Genomic DNA, 21,105 nt, shown 5'->3' on the forward strand with positions numbered 1-21,105 from the left:
TCAGCTTTTCTTGTGCGGCAAGAACTCCTGCATCTTGGTTTTCAGGCCGACCTTGACGAAGCCGGTGCGGTCCTCGTCGCCGGAGAGCACCGCCGCGGTCGCCGACTTGAACTGCTCCCAGGTGGCGTGCGGCGGGATCGGCGGCATGTCGGGATCGGTGTAGACGTCCAGCACGGTGGGACGGTCGGCCGACAGGGCGCTGCGCCACGCGTCGGACAACTCGTCGGGATCCTTGATGGCCATCGCGTTCAACCCCAGCCCGGCCGCGAACGCGGCGAAGTCGACATCCGGAAGGCTTTGCGACTCAGCGAATTTCGGCGCTCCGGCCATCGCCCTCATCTCCCAGGTGACCTGGTTGAGGTCGTTGTTGTGCAGCACCGCGATGATCAGCCGCGGATCTTTCCATTCGTTCCAGTACCGCTTGACGGTGATCAGTTCGGCCATGCCGTTCATCTGCATGGCGCCGTCACCGCTGAACACGATGACGGGCCGGTCCGGCTGGCCGAACTTGGCGCCGATGCCGTACGGGACCCCGGGGCCCATCGTCGCCAGCGTGCCCGACAGCGAGCCGCGCATGTTGCCGCGGAAGCGCAGATTGCGGGCGTACCAGTTGGCCGACGAGCCGGAATCGGCTGTCACGATGGCGTTGTCGGGCAGCAGCGGGGACAGCTCGGAGAACAGCCGCAGCGGGTTGATCGGGTCCGCACCGACCATCGCCTCCTTGTCCATGGTCTCCCACCAGCGGGCCACGTTCTTCTCGATGCCTTCCCGCCAGGACCGGTCCTCCTTGCGCTTCAGGTGCGGAATCAGCGCGCGCAGTGCGGCCTTCGCGTCGGCGACCAGGTTCACCTCGTAGGGGTAGCGCATCCCGATGAGCCGGCCGTCGATGTCGATCTGCACCGCCCGACACTGCCCGAACTCCGGCAGGAACTGCGTGTAGGGAAAGCCGGATCCGACCGTGAGCAACGTATCGCAGTCGCGCATCAGCTCATAGCTGGGCCGCGTGCCCAAAAGCCCGATAGAGCCGGTGACCCAAGGCAATTCGTCGGACAGCACGTCCTTGCCCAACAGCGCCTTGGCCGCACCGGCGCCGAGCAGGTCGGCGACCTCGGCCAGCTCCTGGTGCGCCCCGCGGGCGCCGGTGCCGACCAGCATGGCCACCTTCTTGCCCGCGTTGAGGATCTCGGCCGCACGGGCGATGGCGGCGTCCTCCGGGGCGATGGCCGGGTATTCGATGCCCAGGCTGGAGGGCACCATCTTGAACGCGTGCTCGGGCGGCGAGTACGGCAGCTCCTGCACGTCGGCCGGGATGATCAGCGCCGTCGGGGCCCGCTGGGTCATCGCGATGCGGATCGCGCGGTCCAGCACGTTGGGCAGTTGCTCGGGCACGGTGACCATTTGGACGTAGTCGCTGGCGACGTCCTTGAAAAGGCTGAGCAGGTCGACCTCTTGCTGGTAGTTGCCGCCCATCGCGGTGCGGTTGGTCTGGCCGACGATGGCCACCACCGGGACGTGGTCGAGTTTGGCGTCGTAGAGGCCGTTGAGCAGATGGATGGCGCCGGGGCCGGAGGTCGCCGCGCACACGCCCACCCGGCCGGTGAACTTCGCGTAGCCGACCGCCTGGAAGGCGCTCATCTCCTCGTGCCGCGACTGGATGAACTGCGGCTTGTTGTCGGCGCGGCCCCATGCGGCGAGCAGCCCGTTGATGCCGTCGCCGGGGTACCCGAATACATGCTCGACGCCCCACGCCCGTAAACGCTCGAGCAGATAGTCGGAAACCTCTTGTTTGGACATGTCTTTCCTCCTCGGCAAACGGCCGACCGTGCTGGCGGGTGGGTGTGTGGCTGGTGGTTGAACCAGGCAGGCTGCCGCCGCGGCGGCGGCCTCGGCACGTCCCACACGAGCCGGGTTACCCGGATTCGCCGGTGTTATGCGCTGCCGCCCGCCCCGGTCAGCCGACTCCCAGCCACCTGCCAGTCGCCGGCGCGGCGCCGACGGCCGCCGGCGCCCGCCACGAATAGTCAAAACCCTTGTCGCACACCGTTTCCCAGATAGCGCAGGCCGGCTTCCCGCACGGTGGCCGGGTCCAGCGAATTCCTGGCGTCCAGCACCACCGCCAGCGGCGCGTCCTGTGCGACCGCCCGCCAGTCGAGGCTGCGGAACTGCGGCCATTCGGTCAGCACCACGACCGCGTCGGCGGCCTTGGCCGCCCGGTACGGGTCGTCGACCGCGGTCACCCGGTTTTGCTGCAGGACGGCGGGGTCGATGTTGGGCAACTGCGGGTCGTAGCCGGCCACCTGGGCGCCGGCCGCGGCCAGCTTTCGGCATGCCGCCAGCGCCGGCGACTCCCGGGTGTCACTGGTGGCGGCCTTGAAGGTGAGCCCCAGCGCGGTGATCCGGCAACCCGACAACGGCCGGCCGAGGGTGTGCCGCAGCGCGGTGACGATCCGTCGCGCCTGCGCGGTGTTGGTCTGGCGGGCGGCCTCCACTTCGGCGAAGGACACCCGGTGCCGGTGCGCGATGTCCAGCAGCGCCGCGGTGTCCTTGGGCAGGCAGGAACCGCCCCAACCCGGGCCCGGGCGCAAGAACTCCGCGCCGATCCGCCGGTCGGCGCCCATGCAGCAGGTGACGTCGTCGATGTCGGCGCCCACCCGCGCGCACAGCGCCGCCAGCGAATTCGTGTAGGACAGCTTGACGGCCAGAAAGGCATTGCTGGCGTACTTGGCCAGCTCGGCGCTTTCCGGGCTCATCCGCAGCACCCGGTGTCCGGCCAGGCCGTAGGCCTGGTGCACCAGCTGGGCCGCCAGTTCGTCGTGGCTGCCGATCACCAGCCGGTCCGGGTTGCGGAAGTCGTCGACCGCGCGTCCCTCGCGCAGGAACTCGGGGGTGGAGACGACACGAATCCCCTTGTGGCACAGCCGCTGTGCCATGGTCGACGTGGTGCCGACCGGGACGGTCGATTTCAGCGCCACCACGGCACCGCGGCGCAGCACGCGGCCGAGCCGGTCGATCACCGACTCCACCGCGGCCAGGTCCGCGTGTCCGTCCGGGGCGCTGGGCGTGGGCACGCACACGAAGACGACGTCGCGGTCGGCCAGCTCGGCGAAATCGGCGCTGAAGCGCAGCACGCCGCCGGCCAGCCCGTCACCCAGCAGCTCGGACAGCCCGGGTTCGTCGATCACCGCCACCCCGGCGCGCAGCCTGCCCACCCGGTCCGGGTTGATGTCCACCGCAACGGTCTTGCGCCCCGCAGCGGCCACGCAGACCGCGGTGGTCAGACCCACGTAGCCGACACCGACCACCCCGACCAGCGGCTCGGTGCTCATGCCGTCTCCCCCAGCACCCCGCGGCAGGCCGACAGCACCTGCGCGACGGTCAGCTCGAGCAGTCCGGGGTGCGGCGTCGCGGCGTGCGGGTCGCCGCTGCGGCCGGCCCACAGCGCGGCGTGCGGCGCCGGCCCGCGCGGTCCCCACCGCCGCGGGGAGGTGGGGCCGAACAGCACCACCGAGGCGGTGCCGGTCGCGGCGGCCAAGTGCGCCACACCGGTGTCGCCGCAGATCACCATCCGGCTGTCGGCGACCAGCGCGGTCAGCGCCGGCAGGTCGAGGACTCCGGACACCACGGCGGTGCGCGGCAACCGGGCGGCGCGGGCGACGGCGTGCGCGAGGTCGAATTCGCTCGGTGATCCGGTGATCAGGATCTCGTGGCCGTCGTCGCGCAGCGCCGCGGCCACCGCCGCGAACCGGTCCGGCGGCCACTGCCGGGCCGGCGCGGACGCCCCGGGGTGGATCAGCACGGCACCGGTCTCGTCCCGCGGGATGGACGGGCGTTCAAGGAGGATATCGGTTGAGTCGCAAGGGATTCCGGCCCACTCCAACAGGGCGCACCAGCGCTGCACCTCGTGCAGGTCGGCGCGCCAGCGCGGCCCGGGCAGGCCGGGATGGCAGTCGTGGCAATGGCTGATCACCGACCGGGGTTCCCAGGCCAGCAGGTGGTCGATGCTCTGCGGGCCGCAGCCGTGCAGGTTGACCGCCAGCGCCGGCGCGTCGGTGAGCGGCTGCACGTCGCCGAGTCCGGCGGTGGGCAGCAGCTCGTCCACGGCGCCGGTGAGCATGGCCAGCTCGCGGTAGCGGTCCGGAGCGGCCAGCATCACCCGCGCGTCGGGGTAGTGCCGGCGCAGCCCGCGCAGCGCGGGCACCGCGGTCAGCAGGTCGCCGAGTCCCAGGGCGCGCAACACCACGATGCGCTCCCGCGGCCCGGCCCGGGTGGCGCCGGCCGCTAGGGCCACGACGACTCCGTCGAGGCGCACACCACCATCTCGCGCACCTCGCAGCCGGCCGGTTGGCAGAGCGCGAAGAGCACCGTTTGGGCGACGTCCTCGGGCTGGTTGAGTTTGGCGTCGGCCGGCGGCTTGTACTGTTCGGGCCGCCCGTCGAAGAACGGGGTGTGCATTCCGCCGGGGATGAGCAGCGTCACGCCGACCTGGCCCGCCAGCTCGGCCGCCAGCGCGCGGGTGAAGCCGACCACCCCGAACTTGGATGCGCAGTAGGCGGTGGCGTCGCTGACCGCCTTGATGCCCAGCGTCGACGCGCAGGTGACGATCCGGCCCCCGGTGGCCTTCAGGTACGGCAGGGCGGCCCGGATCACCGCGGCGGTCCCGACCAGATTGACGGCGATCACCTGCTCCCAGTCCTTGGCCGGGACCTGTTCCAGGGTGCCGCACGAGTCGATGCCGGCCGGGGTGAACACCCCGGTGATGCGGCCGCCCACCTTGCCGGCCAGCGACTCGACGGCGCCGGCCACCGCGTCGGTGTCGGCCAGATCGCAACCGACGTAGGGCACGTCGGCGGCCGGCGGTTTCCGGTCGATCACCAGCGGCACCCCGCCGCGGTCGGCCACCGCGGCCACGGTGGCCGCGCCCAGGCCGGAAGAACCGCCGGAGATCAATACGCCTTCCAGTGATTGTGCTTTCATATCAACACCTTTCGCTACTCTGGGCGGCCGGTGGCCGCCGCGGCGATCAAGCGGGACGACGAATAACCGGCCACCGTGGGCAGGATCACCACCTCGCCGCCGTGCCGGTACACCACGTCGGCCTCCGGCAGCTCGGCGGCCACGTAGTCGCCGCCCTTGACCCAGATGTCGGGACGCAAATCCTCCAGCATGCGTTCGGGGGTCAGGCCGTCGAAGACGGCCACCGCGTCGACGCAGGCCAGCGCGGCCAGGACGCGGGCCCGGTCCGCATCGCGCATCACCGGACGCCCGCTGCCCTTCAGCGCGCGCACCGACGCGTCGGAATTGACCAGCACGATCAGGGCGTCGCCCAGCTCGCGGGCCTGCCGGAGCAGCCGGATGTGCCCGGTGTGCAGCAGGTCGAAGCAGCCGCCGGTGGCCACCACGGTGCGGCCCTGCCGGCGCAGCCGCGCGGCCAGGCCCAGCGCGTCCACCGCGCTGGCGTCCGCGGGCCGCGACCGGCTGGTCAGCGGGTCGGATCCGGTGTCGGACACCGGGATCGAGACCGCGGCCGCGCCGCCGGCGGCGACGAAACGCGCCGCGTCGCCGACCGCGGCCCGCACCGCGGCGACGGCGTCGTTGCCCGCGGCCAGCGCCACCGCCGCGGCGACGGCGAACCGATCGCCGGCGCCGCAGACATCGCCGGCGGCGGGCGCGGCCCGCTGCGGGATCGCGACCCGGTGCACGCCGGCCCGCGGCTCGTACACCCGGGCCCCCTGGGCGCCGCGGGTGATGCACACCGCGTCGGCGGCCCAGGTCCGCAGCAGCGCCTCACCGCCGTCACCCGAGCCGTCGTCGTGGCAAAAGCCCCGCGCCTCTTCGTGATTCGGTGTCACCAGCGCGCATCCCGGCACCGGCGGCGCGCCGCGCGGATGCGGGTCCCAGACCACCGGGACGCGACGGGCCGACTCGGTCAGCGCCGCCCGGACCGCCGGCAGCGCGGTCACCCCCGCGCCGTAGTCGGCGACGCAGATCGCCCGGGCATCGGCCAGGGCGTCGGCCGCCGCGGCCGGCAGCGGCCCGTCGACCGGGGTCGCGTCGCCGCGATCGAGCCGCAGCACCGACTGGCCGCGGGCCCGGATCCTGATCTTGCACACCGTCGTTCCGCTCACCGGCAGCGCCAGCACCCGAACCCCCGAGCAGCTCAGCAGATCGTGCAGCGCCCGGCCGGCGTCGTCGTCGGCGATGCCGGTGATCAACACCACCGGCGCCTCGGTCCGGGCCGCGAGCAGGGCGGCCAGCCCCGCCCCGCCCGGCCGTTGCACGTGCCGTTCGGCGTCCACCACCGGCACCGGCGCCTCCGGGCTGAGCCTGGTCGCCGAACCCAGGATGTCGACGTCCAGCATCGAATCACCCACGACGACAAGAGGTTTCGATGTGCTCATGATGCTTCCCGTCGTAAAAGGTGGTCGTCGAGCGCCATGCACAGCCCGTGGATCAGCAGCAGATGGACCTCCTGCACCGTCGCGGTGCCGGCGGCGTCCACGCAGATCGCCTCGTCGCACATGCCGGCCAGCTCGTTGGGGGCCGGTCCGGTCAGCGCCCAGGTCACCATGCCGACGTCGTGCGCGGCCTTGACCGCCGCGATCACGTTGCGGCTGGCGCCGCTGGTGGACAGCGCCACCAGCACGTCGCCCGGCCGGCCGTGCGACCGCACCCCGCGGGCGAACACCTCGTCATCGCCGTAGTCGTTGGCGATCGCGGTCAGCGCCGAGGTGTCGGCGTGTAAGGCTATGGCGGACATGGGAATTCGCTCCTCGCGGAATCGGCCCACCAGTTCGGCGGTGAGGTGCTGGGCCTCGGCGGCGCTGCCCCCGTTCCCGCAGGCCAACAACCGGCCTCCGGCGGGCAGCACCGTGGCCAGCCGTCCGCCCCACCCGCGCAACCGGGGGGCCTGGATGCTGGTGCGCCGCACCGCTTCCCGCAGCGCGTCGAAGTGGACCTCGATCATGGCTTCCCTCCTTCTGCCACGGCGCCTTCTGCCACGGCGGCGAGCAACTCCGCGTCGGTGATGCGGTCCAGGCAGGGGTGACCCGGCACCGGGCACACCCGGGCGCGGCTGGCCCGGCAGGGCGCGAACTGGTCGCCGAGCACGCGGACCCGCCGCCCGTAGGGGCGCCACTGGCCGGCGGGCACCACCGGGGCGAACAGCGACACCACCGGTGTGCCCACCGCGGCGGCCAGGTGTGCGGGTCCGGTGTTGGGGACGACCACGACGCGGGCCGCCGCGAACACCGCCGCGAGTTCGGCGAAGCTGGTGCGCCCGCCCAGATCGACGGCGACGTCGCCCGCCACCGCCGCGGTCAGCGCGGCCTCGTCGGGGCTTCCGGTGACGACGACCCGGTGGCCGGCGCCGGCCAGCGCGGCCACCATCGCCGCGCTGCGGGACGGGCTGGGCCGGCGGGCCGGTACCGCGGCGCCGGGGTGGAACACCACGAACGGCCGGGGCGCGAGTTGCTCGGCCAGCCGCGCCGGCAGCGGGTCGACGGCCCGGATCCGCAGCGCGCCGTCGTCGCCGGCGGGCAGGGCGCAGCCGGCGGCCTCGGCCAGCGACAGCGCCCGCTGCGGCTCGGGAATCCCGTCCGGCACCCGATGCCGCAGGTTCAGCAGCGCGCCGGGGTAGTCGACGCTGACCGCTCCCACCCAGGGCACCGCGGCCATCCGGCACAGCAGCGCCAGCGGCAGTGGCGACTGGTGAAACGACGTGCAGATGTAGACCCGGTCGGGCGCGAGGTCGCGCAGCTGTTTGATCAGCGCCTCGGCGTGCGCGGCGGTCAGCTCGGGCGCCTCGAAGTCCACCCACGGCGCCTGCCATTCGATCAGCTCGTCCACACCGGGCAGTAGCTCGGCGGCGGCCCGCCCGCGCGGGCCGACCAGCATGGTCACCCGGTCGTGCCGGGCGGCCACCGCGCGCACCGCCGGCCCGGTGATCAGCACGTCACCGGCGCTGTCCAGGCGGGCCACCACCGCGGTACTCATCGGCACTCCGAAAGCACAAGGGAGACAGCGTCGTTCAGCGTCGCGGCCACCCGGGCGTGGGCGCGCGCGTGCTCGACCTCGGCGGGCAGGGTGCGGTCGGTGGGCACCAGCACGGCCGCGGCGCCGGCGGCCAGGGCGGCGCGCACGTCGGCGCCGGTGTCGCCGATCATCACGCAGCGCCGGGCCGGCACCCCCAGCGCCTCGGCGGCCGCCAGGATCAGGCCGGGCCGCGGCTTGCGGCAGCCGCAGCCGTCGGCCGCGCCGTGCACGCACACCTGCCAGGAATCGAACGGGCCGAGCACCTCGTCGACCCGGTCGTTGACGGCGGCCAGCTGGCCGGCGCTGATCAGCCCGCGCGCCACGCCGGACTGGTTGGTCACCACCGCCAGCAGCAGGCCGCGGCGGCGCAGCCGGGTCAGCGCCTTGGCGGCGTCGTAGGTGGGCCGCACGCCCGCGGGGTCGTTGAGGTAGGGCCGGTCGACGATCAGGGTGTCGTCGCGGTCCAGCAGCACGGCCAGCGGCGGCTCGGGACGCGCGCGCCGAAAGGTCCATTCCCCGGCCAGCCGGTGAGCCACCGCGACCGGCGGGATGAGCACGCTGGTGGCCGAAAGGCCAAGTGCCTCACGCACATTGCGCGGCCCGCTGAGCCAGCGCCGCGCCGCGAACTCGATCGTGCACAGCAGCCACAGCGCGGCGGCGCGGCGGGCGGTGGCGCGCCGGCCCAGCAGCCCGGCCAGCAGCGCGGCGGTGCCGGCCGCGGTGGTGGCGGCGTGCGCCGGCATCCGGCCTGGTCCCTCGCCGATTCGGGTCCGCCAGCGGCGGCCGTGCTTGCGCCGCATCAGCGCGTTGTCGCGGTTGCCGATCTGGGCCCGCACGCTCGAGCGCCAGGTCGCCGGCGCCACCGGGTGGGTGCAGCGACGCTCGCCGCGTAGGATGGTTCCGCCGGCCGACACGATCCGCAGCGCCAGGTCGGAGTCCTCCCGGTAGGCGCGGGGGAACCGCTCGTCGAAACCGCCTGCGGCGACCAGTATGTCGCGGCGATAGGCCATGTCCGCGGTGATCCATTGCGCGGTGGCCAGCCGCGCGGTCCGGCGTTGGTCGTCGCTGGGCCGCCGCGGTGTCGGCACCTCGAGCACCGCCTGGGAGCCGGCGGCGCCGCACGCGTCGGCGGCCTTCAGGTCGAGGCACAACGCCGATATCCAGTCGCGGTCGGGCAGCACGTCGTCGTCCAGGAAGCACACCCAGCGGCTGCGGCTGGCGCGCCAGCCGACGTTGCGGGCGGCCGCCGGTCCGCGCCCGCCGCTGCGCAACACCCGCACCGGCGGGTCGTCCGGCAGCGGCAGACCGTCGCCCGGGCGGGGCCGGTCGTCGACCACCACAACCTCCGGCGGCTGCGGACCCATGCTCTCGCGCAGCGCAATCAGCAAGCGGCGCAACGATTCCCGCCCCACCGTGGGTATCACCAGCGTGTAGTCGTCGTGCCTCACAGATACCGCCTGACCAGGTAGGGGCCGACGGCCAGCACGTCGATCGGGGAGCTGCCGAACACCTCGAGGGCGTCGCGCGGGGTGTCCACCATGGGCCGTCCGGCGGTGTTGAAGCTGGTGTTGACGACCACCGGCACCCCGGTGTGCTGCGCGAACCGGTTGATGGTGGCGTGCAGCAGCGGGTCCGCATCCGCGTCCACGGTCTGGATCCGCGCCGTGCCGTCGACGTGGGTGACCGCGGGAATCCGGCTGCGCCAGTGCTCGGCGACGTCGTGCACGAACAGCATGTACGGGCTGGGAAGCGGTCCGCGGGAAAAGATCTCGGCGGCGCGCTCGGCCAGCACCATGGGGGCGACCGGCCGGAACTGTTCGCGGCCCTTGACGGCGTTGAGCCGTTCGGTGTTGGCCGGATAGCGCGGATCGGCCAGCAGCGAGCGGCCGCCGAGTGCGCGCGGCCCGAACTCGGCGCGGCCCTGGAACCAGCCGATCAACTGGTTCTCGGCCAGCGCGTCGCCGACGGCCGACGGAAGGTCGTGCGGGCGTTCGTAACTGACCGCCGCGTCGTCGAGTGCCGCCCTGACCGCCGCGTCGGACCAGCCGCGGCCCAGCTGCGCGCCGGGCATCGGTGCGATCGGCTCGTCGAAGGATGCGGCCAGGTGCAGCGCCGCGCCGAGCGCGGTGCCCGCGTCGCCGGCGGCCGGCTGCACCCACACCCGGTCGAAACCGCCCTCGGCGTGGATGCGGGTGTTGGCAACGCAATTCAGCGCCACCCCGCCGGCCAGGCACAGCGCGTCGCCGTCGGTGCGGTCGCGCAGCCAGCCGACCAGCTCGAGCAACACGTCCTCGACGACGCGCTGCACGCTGCAGGCCAGGTCGGCGTGCACCGGGTCGAGCGTCGCCGCGTGCGGCGGCCGGGGCGGGGCGAGTCGCTCCCAGTCGATGGGCTCGGTGCAGAACCCGCCGTCGCCGCGCGCGTACACCCGCCCGCGCAGCCGGTCGGCGAAGCGGGGCCGGCCGTAGGAGGCCATCGCCATCACCTTGTATTCGTCGCTGGAGCGGGTGAAACCCAGGTGCTCGGTGAGGCTTTCGTACAGCAGCCCCAGCGAGTGCGGCAGCTGCTGGACGGCCAGCACGTCGAGCTTGTGCTCCCGATACACCCCGGCCAGCATGGAGGCGCGCTCACCGCGCCCGTCGACCACCAGCACCGCGGTCTCGGGATGCGGGGAGGCCAGCGCCGTCGACGCCGCGTGCGCGACGTGGTGGCGCACGTGATGCACCACCGCGGGGTTGAGGCCGGGCAGCGCGGTCTTCAGAAAGCCCGGCGCCCGTTCGGCATACAGGGTGCGCAGGTGCTCCCAGTCCCGGTCCAGCCCGGCGGGGTCGAGCGGTTCCTCGTACATCAGTGCCGGGTCGTAGGAATAGCCGACCGCGTCGATGTCCTCGGCCCGCACGCCGGCGTGATCCAGGCACCAGCGGATGGCCGCGACGGGCAGCTCCCAGGTGGCGAAGGGGACCGCCGGTTTGCCGTGCTTGCGGCGGGAGAACCGCTCTTCCTCGGCGGCCGCCACCACCCGGCCGTCGATCACCAGCGCGGCGGCCGGATCGTGAAATACCGCATTGACTCCGAGTATTCGCACTCTGCTGCCTCCTACCGGGTCCGCCGGTCAGTGGTCGCGACGAGCTGTTGCGCCGACTCACCGGTGCGCCCGGCCCGCTCGGCGAACCACGCCAGGGTGGTGCTCAAGCCGGTGCGATAGTCGACCCGCGGCCGCCAGCCCAGCCTTTGGCGGGCCAGCCGGATGTCCGGGCAGCGGCGCTGCGGGTCGTCGGTGGCCGGCGGGGTGAACTGGATGGTCGACGTGCTGCCGGCCAGCTCCCGGATCAACTCGGCGGCGGACAGCACGGTCAGCTCGGTCGGATTGCCGATGTTCACCGGGCCCGCGAAGTCGCTGTGCGCCAACGCGATCAGCCCGGTGATGGTGTCGTCGACGTAGCACAGCGACCGGGTCTGCAGCCCGGTGCCGGACACCGTCAGCGGATCGCCGCGCAGCGCCTGCAAGCAGAACGTCGGCACCATCCGGCCGTCGTCCGCCCGCATGCCGGGCCCGTACGTGTTGAAGATCCGGGCCACCCCGACATCGGCGCGGCCGAGGCGGTGATAGGCGAACGTCAACGCTTCGGCGTACCGCTTGGCTTCGTCGTATACGCTGCGCGGGCCCACCGGATTGACGTTGCCCCAATAGCTTTCGCGCTGCGGATGCGACTCGGGGTCGCCGTACACCTCGCTGGTGGACGCCAACACGAACCGGGCGCCGGCGCGCTCGGCGATCTCCAGCGCGGTCGCGGTGCCCGCCGAGCCGGTGCGCAGCGTCTGGATCGGGCGGCGCTGGTAGTCGACCGGGGAAGCCGCTGAGGCCAAATGGAATACGGCGTCGAAGCCGCTGCCGACCTCGTCGATCAACCCGGGGTCGCAGACGTCGCGCTGCACGAACCGGTATCCGGGCCGGTCGCCGAATCGGACCGCAGGCCCGCTGGTGGACAGGTCGTCCACGCTGACCACCTCGACGCCGTCGTCGAGTAGCCGCGCGCACAGGTGCGCGCCCAAAAAGCCGGCGCCGCCGGTGATCAGCACCCGGGTCAGTGATCGCATCGGGCTCTGGTACCCGTCAGGTCTGGGGTGAAACCCCGTTTCACCGTTGCCCTTCGGGGTAGTCGCCCCGGTCATGTCGACCATGCCGCGCACCTCCTTCGTCATCGCCACCCGGGACCGCTCGGCGGAGCTGACCGGCACGCTGACCCGCCTGCTGGACACCACCGGGTGCCCGATCATCGTGGTGGACAACGCATCCCGCGACGACTCGGTCGCCGCCGCCAGCCGCATCGCCGCCGCCGGCCGGGTGACCGTCATACCGCTGAGCCGCAACGCCGGCGCAGCGGCGCGCAACATCGGTGTGGCGCGGTGCGGCACACCGTACGTGGCGTTCTGCGACGACGACTCGTGGTGGGCGCCGGACGCGATCGCGCGGGCCGAGCGGATCTTCGACACGTTCGGCACCGTCGCGCTGTTGGCCGCGCGCACCGTGTTACTGCCGGCGCGCCGCGACGACGAGTTCACCGAGCAGCTCGCCCACAGCCCACTCGGGCACCGCGCGGGCCTGCCCGGGCCGTCCATTCTCGGGTTCCAGGCCTGCTCGGCACTGGTGCGCGCGTGGGCGTTCCGACGCGTCGGCGGGTTCAGCCCGATCCTGCACTTCCGCGGTGAGGAAACCCTGCTGGCCTGCGATCTGGCCGCCGACGGCTGGGACCTGTGCTTCTGCCCCGAGCTGGTGGCATACCACCGGCCGTCGCAGATCCGCTCGGCGAGCCGGGCGCAGCGTGCCCGGATCCTGCGCAACGCGCTGCTCACGGCCTGCCTGCGCCGCCCCGTCGACCGGTGCGCCCGGGCGGGTGCGGCGCTGGCCTGGGCGGCGCTGCACGACGCGGCCCACGCCAAGGCGTTGCTCGAGGCGACGGCGGCGTTGCCGGCCGCACTGCGGGAACGCCGGCGGCTGCCCGATGCCGTCGAGCGTTCGCTGCGGATGCTGGAAAGTGGTTGAGCCACAAGATCACCCGGATCGCGTGCTCGGGGTGCCGACCCCGCGCCGGGCGGGGGACAGCCGTTCGTAGATGCGTTCGGTGTCGGCCGCCACCCGGTCCCAGCTGTAGCGGGCCCGGGCCCGCTCCCGCCCGGCCTCGCCCAGCGTCCGGCCGCGGCGGCCGTCGCGCAGCAGGGCGGCGACGGCCTCACCCAGAGCGTCCGGGTCCTTGGGCGGCACCAGCCGGCCGGTGGCGCCGTCGACGACGGTGTCGCGGATCCCGCCCACCGCGGTGGCCACCACCGGGACCCCGCACGCCATGGCTTCCAGCGGCACGATGCCGAACGGCGGATGTCATGGTGCATAGTCATACCCCGCCCGCAGGGCGGCCAACCCGTTGACCCCTGGTCACGGCGCCGCGCGGTTGTCAAGACCGTTTAACTTGCGGCCGATTGGGAAATCGTGGGTTATGTCAACTCCTGTGCCATGCGCCTATGATGCTGTCGCCGTGGTGATTCCCGCGCACAACGAGGCAGCCAAGCCGGCGACGTGCACCGGCGCCGGGAGCCGGGTGGATGCGGGCTGGCTGGCCGGTCGGCCCGGCGCCGGCCGGCTCGACGGAATCGTCTGTCGCTTTGGCCAATTGGGGGGATCGGTGGCGGGTGATTGCGCGTGACGGCGGGGTTGGTCAAGCACTGGCTGGAGTCGGGGCGGCTCGAGTTGCCGCTACCCGCCTCGGGGCGCACCGCCGAACGCTGGCAACGCCTGGCCGAGCTGGCCGCGGAGAACATCGTGGCGGCCAGGGTGGCCGAGGCGCACGTCGACGCCGTCGCGATCCTGCACGAACTGGGCGGCAAGCCCCCGGAACCGGGGCAGTTGTGGAGCGTGTGGGCGGCCGAGGCCCCGGACGCGGTGCTGACCGCCACCGACATCCGCGGCGCGTACCTGTTGAACGGCACCAAGGTGTGGTGCCCGGGCGCCGGGTTCTGCACGCATGCGCTGGTGACCGCGCGCCGCGACGACGGAACACCGGGCCTGTTCGCGGTGACCGTGACCGACCCGACCGTCAAGGCGTTGCCCAGCACCTGGTGGAACGCGGGGATGGCCGGCAGCGACACCAGGCCGGTGCAGTTCACCAACACCCACGCCGTCGCCGTCGGCGACCCGGGCGACTATCTGATCCGGCCCGGCTTCTGGCACGGCGCCATCGGCGTGGCCGCCTGCTGGCTGGGCGGCGCGCGCCGGGTCGCCGATCCGCTGTATCGTTGCGCGGCAAGCCAATCCGCTGACGCGTATTCGCTGGCGCACCTGGGCGCCGTGGACGCCGCGCTGGCCGCGGGGGACGCGATGCTGGCCGCGGCCGCGGCGCAGGTCGACGCCGACCCGTTCGACCGGGCCGGTACCGCACAGCTGCTGGCCCGCCGGGTGCGCACGGTGGTGGAACACGCCGTGGACGAGGCGATCACCCGCACCGGCCGGGCCCTGGGGCCCGGCCCGCTGTGCCAGGACGGCCGGCACGCCCAGCGCGTCGCCGACCTGAGCATCTACATCCGGCAAAGCCACGCCGAGCGCGACCTGGCCGAACTCGGCCGGCTGGCCGGACGGCGGGCGGTGCGGGCGCCGTGACGACCGTGCCGGCGGGCAACCGGGCCAGGTTCGCCGCCAAGCCGCTGACCCACAGCGGCACCCCGGTCCCGTTGTGGCTGGCCGCTTTTCAAGAGGCGCCGCTGCCCGCCCTGGACCTGGCCGGCTGTCCCGGCCTGGTCGTCGTCGCCGCCCACCCCGACGACGAAACACTCGGTGTGGGCGCGATGATCACCCAGCTGGTGGCGATCGGCGTTCGCGTGCAGGTGGTCTGCGTCAGCGACGGCGGGGCGCGGCCCGGCGCCGCGGCCTCGGAGCGGCTCCGCGCCCAGACCATCCGCAGATTCGAATTACGGTCGGCGACAAACACATTGAACGCTCCTCCCCCGCTGTCGCTGGGCCTTCCGGGCGGCGAGTTGACCGCTCACGAGGACCGTCTCACCGGGGCGTTGACCGAGATCCTGCGCGCCGCCGCGCCCGGCGCCTGGTGTGCGGCGCCGTGGCGCGGCGACGGGCATCCCGATCACGAGGCCGTGGGACACGCCGCGTGGGCCGCCTGCGCGCACACCGGGGCCGCGCTGCTGGAATATCCGGTGTGGATGTGGCACTGGGCCGTTCCGGGCGACCCGGCGGTACCGTGGGACCGGGCCCATGCGGTGCCCGCGCCGGCCTGGGCGGTGAGTCGCAAACGCCTTGCCGCGCAACGGTATCGCAGCCGATTCGAGCCCACCGGCGGCTCGGCCCCCGCGCTGCCGGGGTTCGTGCTGGCGCGGTTGCTGGCGGTGGGCGAGGTGGTTTTTCGGTAACCCGCTCGGGCGCACGGCGCGGGGGGTGACCGTACGAGGGGAAAGTGAGCAGCCGAAAAGCTATGCGTGTGGCGACCTTCAACATCCTGCACGGTCGCACCGTCGGCGACGGCGTCATCGTGGAGCGGCTGCGGGACTGCATACGCCGGCTCGATCCGGACGTGCTCAGCCTGCAGGAGGTGGACTGCGACCAACCCCGGTCCGAACACGCCGATCTGACCGGCGCGGCGGCCGAGGCCATGGGCGCGGTGGAACACCGCTTCGTGGCCGCGATTTCGGGCACGCCGGGGGCCACCTGGATGGCGGCCACCGGCGACGAGCAACCCGGCACCGCCGCCTACGGGATCGCGCTGCTGTCCCGGTATCCGGTGGCCAGCTGGCAGGTGCTGCGGTTACCCCGCATTCCGATGCGATTTCCGATGTACCTGCCCGGCCCCAACCGGGTGATGATCGTCGACGAGGAACCGCGCGCCGCCGTCATCGCGCAGCTGCGCACCCCGATCGGCGAACTCACGGTGGCCAACACCCACCTGTCCTTCGTTCCCGGCTGGAACCGGCGCCAGCTGCGCCGGCTGATTCGCGACCTGCGCGGCTTGCCCGGGCCGCGGCTGCTGACCGGGGACCTGAACATGACGCCGCAGACGGTGCGCCGCTGGTCGGGGATGCGGGCGCTGGGCAACGCCAAAACCTTTCCGGCGGACAACCCCAACCGCCAGCTCGACCACATCCTGACCGATGATCGCCGGCTGCGCTGCGCCGCCGTGCAGGCCGACCTGATGCCGATCTCGGATCACCGCCCGTTGGTGGTGGACCTGCAGCGGGTGTGACGGCTCATCGCCGCCAGCACCCGCTCGACGTCGCCTGGGGCGGGTAGCTCGTCGGCGATGCGGACGATCTGCGCGCCGATCTCGGCCGCGTCGATCCGCGCTGTGCCCGTGATACCTTGCGGCGCAAGAATTCTCGCGACGGTGGCGATGTCGTCGTCGGGGGTGCGCCGCGGCAGCAGCGCCAGCGCCGGCGCGTAGCCGACAGCGGGCGCCTGCCGGGGATAGCCCGCGCGCAAAAACCCGACCACGCCGCCCACCAGCTGCCCCAGGCCCATGTCTCACCTCGCTACCTCACCGCACGCCGCACGCCGCCAACGCCGTTGCACCCCGAATAGCCGGACCCGATCGGTTGAAACCCACGCGCACGGAAAGGGCCCGGTCCGCCGATCGGACCGGGCCCCTCCCCTTGGCGGGCAGCCTATTGGTTCTTCTTCTGGCGCTCCTCGGCGGCATCCGCGCCGGCCCGCGCCGACTCGGCCTCGGCTTCCTTCTTGCCCGCGTCGCGCTGGGCGTCGGCCTTGTCCTGCTGGGCCTGACCCTCTTCGGTCAGGTCGTCGCGGCCGAGGATGGTCCCGCCGACCTCCTTGGCCTTGCCCTTCACGCCCTCGACGGCGCCCTTGACCGCTTCCTGCGGCCCGCTCTGCTGGTCCCCCATGGGTTCGACCTCTCTGGTAGGTGGTGAGTGAGCTTGCGCTCGATGGCATCCAAGGCGTTCCCGCCGCGGGCGGTGTCAAACGGTTCGCCCGGTATCGCGCCCGGGATGTGCGGGTCGTCACCGCGGGCCCGGCCGCCGGCGCAGGTCACGCCGCGGACCGACGGTCGGCGGGTTTGAACGGGCCGTTACTGGGTAGCTCCCCCGCGGCACGGAGCAGAAGGCAGGTGAGCGCACTGACCACCATCGCCGTGATAGGGGCAACCGGCACGGCCGGCTCCCGCGTCGTCGCCCGGCTGAGGCCGCGTGACGTCGCGGTGGTCGAGATCTCCCGGGCGCAGGGTGTCGACGTGTTCGACGCACCCGGGCTCACCCGGGCGCTCGAGGGGGTCGACGTCGTCATCGACGTCTCCAATCCGGTGCCGCCCGACGGGCGATCCGACATCCGGCAGACGCTGGCCACCGCCGCCCGCAACATCATGGGGGCGTGCGCCACCCAGGAAGTACAGCGCCTGGTTGTGTTGACGATCGCCGGCATCGAGGACCCGGTGTTCGACGGATTCCCCTACTACCAGGCCAAACGGGAGGCGAAGGAGATCCTGCTCGACGGCCCGGTCCCGACCACCGTCGTGAAGTCGACGCAGTGGTACGAATTCGCCACCAACCACGACGCGGTGAGCTGTGACGACAACGAGGTGATCGTCGAGGACTGGCTGATCCAGCCCATCGCCGCCGACACCGTCGCCGACGTGTTGGTCGAAACCGCCCTGGCGCAGACCCACACGCCGCGCACCATCACCGGCCCGGACGCCATCCGGCTTCCCGAACTGACCTCGAAACTGCTTGTGCGGCAAGGTGATCGCCGAGCAGTGCGCAGTGTCGAGCCCGCGGTGTCCGCGCTCGGCGCCGGGGCGCTGCTGGCCTCCGGGCACGCGGTGGTCGTCGGGCCCGACGTCGACACCTGGCTGCAGACCCTGGCGCCGCCCGGCGGCGACGGCCATCGGGGCGCTGGCGGGGACGGACATCGGGGCCCCGACGGGGACGGAAAGCCCCGGCGCGGATAACGATTCCGTCACAATCACCCTCACCATTGCCTAAGAGCGCGGCGCCATTTCTTAAAGATTCGCGGCTCGGTTGATCATTCGCTTAGCAAACACCCGTCCCACGGCCCTTACCGGCACGGTGGGTTCGTTGTCAGCGAACACGGCCACTGTTGGCCTCCGCTACTTTGGATTTCGAGGATCGGGAGCCTCAGTCGAGAACATTTCGCTTCGAATTCGAAGGACAACAAAGCACATGAAAATCAGCAGTATCGTCGCGCGCCGGAAAGTGGCCGGGGTCAGCGCCGGCTGTCTGCTCGGGGGAATGGCCATGGGCATCGTCGGCGCACCGTCGGCGGCCGCCGCACCCGACTGCAGTCCCAGCGGTGTGAACTCCACCGTGTCCGCGGTGGAGGGCTCGGCCCAGCAGTACCTGGCGGCACACCCGGACGCCAACCAGGTGGTGACCGCCGCCTACGGCCAGCCGAGGCCGCAGGCCGAATCCAGCCTGCGCAGCTATTTCACCGGTCACCCGCAGGAGTACAACGACCTGCGCGGCATCCTGGCGCCGATCGGCGACACCGAACGGCAGTGCAATGTCACCGCGCTGCCGCCGTATCTGGAGTCGGCGTACCAGGAGTTCATGGCCGGCTGACGCCATCGGAGACGACCCGCCACAACGCCGTGGCGGGTCGTTTTCGCATTCGCCTGCCGGCGCCGCCGCGGTGTGAACGACTTCTCGGGTGGGTATCTGAGGCGAATGGCCCCGGCCCGCAATTGCGTTGCGGCCGGCCGTTGCGGACAGCCAAGAAAACTGGAGGGTTCCGAATGCGGCTCCGTCGCAGCGTGCTGAGCAAACCGGGGATCACCCGCAAACGGCGCGGTAAGGGATTTTCTTATCACGCGCCGGACGGCACCACGGTGCGCGATCCCGAAACCCTGCAGCGCATCAAGGATCTGGTCATTCCGCCGGCGTGGAAGAAAGTGTGGATCTCGCCCCACCCCAACGGCCACATCCAGGCCGTCGGCGTCGACGCGGCCGGTCGCCGCCAGTACCTGTACCACTGCGCGTGGCAGCAGGAACGCGCGGAGGAGAAGTTCGACCGGGTGCTGGAGCTGTCCACCGAGCTGCCGGCCTGGCGGGCCCGAATCGCCGAGGACCTGGCCGCCCGGGGTTTGACCCGCGAGCGGGTGCTGGCGCTGGGGCTGCGGCTGCTCGATCGCGGCTACTTCCGTTCCGGCGGCGAGCAGTACGCCGAGGAGAACGAGTCCTACGGGTTGTCCACCCTGCTGTGCGAGCACGTGACGGTCCGGCGTGACGCGGTGGAGTTCGACTTCCCGGCCAAGAGCGGGGTCCGGCGCACCGTGCGGGTCGAGGATCGCGAAGTGGTCAGGGCGGTGCGTGCGCTGATGCGACGGCGGCACCGCGGAGACCGGTTGTTGGTGTGCCGCACCGCATCCGGATGGTCGGAGGTGCGCGCCGACGACCTCAACGACCGGTTCAAGGAGCTGGTCGGCGACCAGTACACGGTCAAGGACTTGCGCACCTGGCACGGCACGGTGCTGGCGGCGGCGGCGTTCGCCGAGGCCGATCCCGCGGTGTCGCGGCGGGTCGCCAGGCGGGTCGAGGCGGCGGTGATGAAAGAGGTGGCCGAGGAGCTGGGCAACACCCCGGCGGTGGCGCGCGGCTCCTATGTGGACCCGCGGGTGATCACCGGGTATGAGCGGGGACTGACCATCGGCGCGGCGACGCGGCGCGCGGGCCGCGCCCGCGACCCCGACGCCGCCCAGGAGATCCTGGACAAGGCCACCCGGATGCTGATCCGGCGAGTGGCCAAGGGCCACAGCGCCTCCGGAGCATCCGCGCTGCCGAAATCGGCCTAGCGCCGCCCGGCAGGTTTGTCCGCGCGGCCCGGCACCCGCGCGGGGCCGGCGGCCGGGCAAACCGGTTCGACACCGACAACCGTTCGTCAAATGTCCCCGGCGATTCGCTTACTGGACAGAACCGGCGCGCGCCGCGGGCGCCGGAGAATCGGTTCCCTACGCGTGGAATCACTTGCCCACTAACGGTTTACAGAGGTTCGCTGCGCCTCGCCGGGACCGTGCGCCCGGGGAAAACGTCGGGCCCGGCGCTGTTTATGCCAGTACCTACAGGGTATTTGGCCCGCCATGTTGGATCCTGTCCGAGCAAAGAGCGTCCTGGTGTGGCATGTGCACGGGTCGTGGACGCAGTCCTTCGTCGCGGGCCGGCACCGCTACCTGATCCCGGTGGCCCCCGACCGCGGCCCGGACGGCATCGGACTGGCCGGCCGGTGCTGGCCCAACGCCCGCGAGGTGGCATTCGAGGACCTGGCCGACCGCGATATCGACCTGGTGGTGCTGCAACGCCCGCACGAGGCCGAGCTGGTCGCCCGCTGGGCGGGCCGCCGGGTCGGGGTCGACGTGCCGGCGGTCTACGTCGAGCACAACACCCCGCGCCCCAGCGCGGCACAGACCCGGCATCCGCTGGCCGACCGCGCCGACATCCCCCTGGTGCACGTCACCGACTTCAACCGGTTGATGTGGGACAACGGGATTGCGCCGACCCGGGTCATCGACCACGGGGTGGCCGATCCGGGGCCGCTGTACAGCGGCGAGATTCCCCGGGTGGCCACCATGATCAACGAGCCGGGGCGCCGCGGCCGCATCGTCGGCGCCGATCTGCTGGAACCGTTGTCGGCCTACGCCCAGATCGACGTATGGGGCATCGGCACCGAGGGGTTGTGCGCCAACCGCGGCGCGGTGCGCGGCCGCGGCGACGTGCCCACCCCGCGGCTGTTCGGAGACGTCGCGCGCCGGCGGGTCTACCTGCACACCGCCCGCTGGACCTCACTCGGGCTGTCCCTGATCGAGGCCATGCTGCTGGGCATGCCGGTGGTGGCCGTCGGCTCGACCATGGCGCCGTTCGTAATCCCTTGCGAGGCAGGAGTTGTCAGCGCCGACCCAGCCAGACTGGGTGAGGGGTTGCGGGGCTTCCTGGACGACCGGGCGAGGGCGGTGGCCGCCGGCAAGGCCGCCCGGGACTTCGCCACCGCCCGGTTCGGACTCAAACGCTTTCTGGCCGACTGGGACCGAGTGATCGGGGAGCTGTGCAGATGAGCAG

20 protein-coding genes and 1 pseudogene are annotated in these 21,105 nt (G+C 72.4%); 8 read left to right on the plus strand and 13 right to left on the minus strand.

The window, feature by feature from the left end; translation table 11 throughout:
- The 10 genes from H7I87_RS09175 to H7I87_RS09220 all read right to left on the minus strand — a co-directional run bounded on the left by H7I87_RS09175 (position 1) and on the right by H7I87_RS09220 (position 12,213).
- Entirely contained in the window at positions 1 to 1,794 is a 1,794-nt protein-coding gene (locus H7I87_RS09175; RefSeq protein WP_023860991.1) for a thiamine pyrophosphate-requiring protein, read from the minus strand.
- 227 nt (positions 1,795 to 2,021) lie between these two features.
- Positions 2,022 to 3,326 (minus strand): UDP-glucose dehydrogenase family protein, encoded by a 1,305-nt coding sequence (locus tag H7I87_RS09180; protein ID WP_023868235.1) that lies wholly within the window; start codon positions 3,324 to 3,326, stop codon positions 2,022 to 2,024.
- Positions 3,323 to 4,288 (minus strand): glycosyltransferase family 9 protein, encoded by a 966-nt coding sequence (locus H7I87_RS09185; RefSeq protein WP_033727231.1) that lies wholly within the window; start codon positions 4,286 to 4,288, stop codon positions 3,323 to 3,325. Before H7I87_RS09185 ends, H7I87_RS09180 begins: the two co-directional genes overlap by 4 nt.
- A complete protein-coding gene (locus H7I87_RS09190; protein WP_023863254.1) occupies positions 4,279 to 4,974 on the minus strand; it encodes an SDR family oxidoreductase in 696 nt (231 codons plus the stop codon). The genes H7I87_RS09185 and H7I87_RS09190 overlap by 10 nt, the downstream gene beginning before the upstream one ends.
- Positions 4,975 to 4,988: 14 nt before the next feature.
- Positions 4,989 to 6,398 carry a PfkB family carbohydrate kinase gene (locus H7I87_RS09195; RefSeq protein ID WP_003874691.1) on the minus strand — a complete coding sequence of 470 codons (1,410 nt, stop codon included), beginning with the start codon at positions 6,396 to 6,398 and terminating at the stop codon, positions 4,989 to 4,991.
- Positions 6,395 to 6,964: a D-sedoheptulose-7-phosphate isomerase gene (locus H7I87_RS09200; protein ID WP_023863257.1), complete on the minus strand. Its 570-nt coding sequence runs from the start codon at positions 6,962 to 6,964 to the stop codon at positions 6,395 to 6,397. The genes H7I87_RS09195 and H7I87_RS09200 overlap by 4 nt, the downstream gene beginning before the upstream one ends.
- Complete coding sequence (locus H7I87_RS09205; RefSeq protein ID WP_003874693.1) at positions 6,961 to 7,992, minus strand: glycosyltransferase family 9 protein; 1,032 nt, start codon at positions 7,990 to 7,992, stop codon at positions 6,961 to 6,963. Before H7I87_RS09205 ends, H7I87_RS09200 begins: the two co-directional genes overlap by 4 nt.
- The gene (locus H7I87_RS09210) at positions 7,989 to 9,479 is read right to left on the minus strand and encodes an HAD-IIIA family hydrolase (protein WP_011725867.1); all 1,491 of its coding nucleotides are present in this window, start codon (positions 9,477 to 9,479) and stop codon (positions 7,989 to 7,991) included. The genes H7I87_RS09205 and H7I87_RS09210 overlap by 4 nt, the downstream gene beginning before the upstream one ends.
- Positions 9,476 to 11,116, minus strand: coding sequence for a carbamoyltransferase family protein (locus H7I87_RS09215; RefSeq protein ID WP_011725866.1), 1,641 nt, complete (start codon positions 11,114 to 11,116; stop codon positions 9,476 to 9,478). Before H7I87_RS09215 ends, H7I87_RS09210 begins: the two co-directional genes overlap by 4 nt.
- Positions 11,117 to 11,127: 11 nt before the next feature.
- Positions 11,128 to 12,213, minus strand: a complete 1,086-nt coding sequence (locus H7I87_RS09220) for an NAD-dependent epimerase/dehydratase family protein (protein WP_176217675.1) — start codon at positions 12,211 to 12,213, stop codon at positions 11,128 to 11,130.
- Here H7I87_RS09220 and H7I87_RS09225 point away from each other — a divergent pair.
- On the plus strand, positions 12,203 to 13,075 hold the full coding sequence (locus tag H7I87_RS09225) for a glycosyltransferase family 2 protein (protein ID WP_033726112.1): 873 nt from the start codon (positions 12,203 to 12,205) through the stop codon (positions 13,073 to 13,075). The two genes, H7I87_RS09220 and H7I87_RS09225, sit on opposite strands and share 11 nt — an antisense overlap.
- 9 nt (positions 13,076 to 13,084) lie before the next feature.
- Here H7I87_RS09225 and H7I87_RS09230 read toward each other — a convergent pair.
- Positions 13,085 to 13,408 (minus strand): annotated as a pseudogene (locus tag H7I87_RS09230) (glycosyltransferase); the annotation flags it as partial.
- 318 nt (positions 13,409 to 13,726) lie between these two features.
- On the opposite strand from H7I87_RS09230, the gene H7I87_RS09235 reads away from it, so the two are divergent.
- From H7I87_RS09235 to H7I87_RS09245, 3 genes are all read left to right on the plus strand, one after another.
- Positions 13,727 to 14,680, plus strand: a complete 954-nt coding sequence (locus tag H7I87_RS09235; RefSeq protein WP_003874781.1) for an acyl-CoA dehydrogenase family protein — start codon at positions 13,727 to 13,729, stop codon at positions 14,678 to 14,680.
- Positions 14,677 to 15,444 carry a PIG-L deacetylase family protein gene (locus tag H7I87_RS09240; RefSeq protein WP_033726115.1) on the plus strand — a complete coding sequence of 256 codons (768 nt, stop codon included), beginning with the start codon at positions 14,677 to 14,679 and terminating at the stop codon, positions 15,442 to 15,444. The genes H7I87_RS09235 and H7I87_RS09240 overlap by 4 nt, the downstream gene beginning before the upstream one ends.
- Positions 15,445 to 15,506: 62 nt before the next feature.
- The gene (locus H7I87_RS09245) at positions 15,507 to 16,271 is read left to right on the plus strand and encodes an endonuclease/exonuclease/phosphatase family protein (protein ID WP_024637751.1); all 765 of its coding nucleotides are present in this window, start codon (positions 15,507 to 15,509) and stop codon (positions 16,269 to 16,271) included.
- Here H7I87_RS09245 and H7I87_RS09250 read toward each other — a convergent pair.
- Entirely contained in the window at positions 16,235 to 16,546 is a 312-nt protein-coding gene (locus H7I87_RS09250) for a DUF3349 domain-containing protein (RefSeq protein ID WP_011725859.1), read from the minus strand. The genes H7I87_RS09245 and H7I87_RS09250 overlap by 37 nt on opposite strands.
- A gap of 143 nt (positions 16,547 to 16,689) precedes the next feature.
- Positions 16,690 to 16,926 (minus strand): microaggregate-binding protein 1, encoded by a 237-nt coding sequence (mbp1, locus tag H7I87_RS09255; protein WP_011725860.1) that lies wholly within the window; start codon positions 16,924 to 16,926, stop codon positions 16,690 to 16,692.
- Positions 16,927 to 17,150: 224 nt separating this feature from the next.
- Here mbp1 and H7I87_RS09260 point away from each other — a divergent pair, with 224 nt between their 5' ends.
- The 4 genes from H7I87_RS09260 (at position 17,151) to H7I87_RS09275 (ending at position 21,101) form a co-directional block, all read left to right on the plus strand.
- Positions 17,151 to 17,987, plus strand: coding sequence for an SDR family oxidoreductase (locus H7I87_RS09260; RefSeq protein WP_033726117.1), 837 nt, complete (start codon positions 17,151 to 17,153; stop codon positions 17,985 to 17,987).
- Positions 17,988 to 18,219: 232 nt separating this feature from the next.
- Positions 18,220 to 18,618, plus strand: coding sequence for a heme-binding protein (locus H7I87_RS09265; protein WP_003874774.1), 399 nt, complete (start codon positions 18,220 to 18,222; stop codon positions 18,616 to 18,618).
- 173 nt (positions 18,619 to 18,791) lie between these two features.
- Positions 18,792 to 19,847 (plus strand): DNA topoisomerase IB, encoded by a 1,056-nt coding sequence (locus H7I87_RS09270; protein ID WP_009978530.1) that lies wholly within the window; start codon positions 18,792 to 18,794, stop codon positions 19,845 to 19,847.
- A gap of 285 nt (positions 19,848 to 20,132) precedes the next feature.
- Positions 20,133 to 21,101, plus strand: a complete 969-nt coding sequence (locus H7I87_RS09275; RefSeq protein ID WP_050483958.1) for a glycosyltransferase — start codon at positions 20,133 to 20,135, stop codon at positions 21,099 to 21,101.
- Positions 21,102 to 21,105 lie beyond the last annotated feature (4 nt).

Origin of the sequence: Mycobacterium timonense (genome assembly GCF_025821985.1) — a bacterium.
Taxonomy (GTDB): domain Bacteria; phylum Actinomycetota; class Actinomycetes; order Mycobacteriales; family Mycobacteriaceae; genus Mycobacterium; species Mycobacterium avium.

Coding starts and splice junctions, on each gene's coding strand:
- H7I87_RS09175 (WP_023860991.1), bottom strand. CDS start 1,794: ATGTCCAAACAAGAGGTTTCCGACTATCTGCTCGAGCGTTTACGGGCG.
- H7I87_RS09180 (WP_023868235.1), bottom strand. CDS start 3,326: ATGAGCACCGAGCCGCTGGTCGGGGTGGTCGGTGTCGGCTACGTGGGT.
- H7I87_RS09190 (WP_023863254.1), bottom strand. CDS start 4,974: ATGAAAGCACAATCACTGGAAGGCGTATTGATCTCCGGCGGTTCTTCC.
- H7I87_RS09195 (WP_003874691.1), bottom strand. CDS start 6,398: ATGAGCACATCGAAACCTCTTGTCGTCGTGGGTGATTCGATGCTGGAC.
- H7I87_RS09200 (WP_023863257.1), bottom strand. CDS start 6,964: ATGATCGAGGTCCACTTCGACGCGCTGCGGGAAGCGGTGCGGCGCACC.
- H7I87_RS09205 (WP_003874693.1), bottom strand. CDS start 7,992: ATGAGTACCGCGGTGGTGGCCCGCCTGGACAGCGCCGGTGACGTGCTG.
- H7I87_RS09225 (WP_033726112.1), top strand. CDS start 12,203: ATGTCGACCATGCCGCGCACCTCCTTCGTCATCGCCACCCGGGACCGC.
- H7I87_RS09220 (WP_176217675.1), bottom strand. CDS start 12,213: ATGGTCGACATGACCGGGGCGACTACCCCGAAGGGCAACGGTGAAACG.
- H7I87_RS09245 (WP_024637751.1), top strand. CDS start 15,507: ATGCGTGTGGCGACCTTCAACATCCTGCACGGTCGCACCGTCGGCGAC.
- H7I87_RS09250 (WP_011725859.1), bottom strand. CDS start 16,546: ATGGGCCTGGGGCAGCTGGTGGGCGGCGTGGTCGGGTTTTTGCGCGCG.
- mbp1 (WP_011725860.1), bottom strand. CDS start 16,926: ATGGGGGACCAGCAGAGCGGGCCGCAGGAAGCGGTCAAGGGCGCCGTC.
- H7I87_RS09265 (WP_003874774.1), top strand. CDS start 18,220: ATGAAAATCAGCAGTATCGTCGCGCGCCGGAAAGTGGCCGGGGTCAGC.
- H7I87_RS09270 (WP_009978530.1), top strand. CDS start 18,792: ATGCGGCTCCGTCGCAGCGTGCTGAGCAAACCGGGGATCACCCGCAAA.
- H7I87_RS09275 (WP_050483958.1), top strand. CDS start 20,133: ATGTTGGATCCTGTCCGAGCAAAGAGCGTCCTGGTGTGGCATGTGCAC.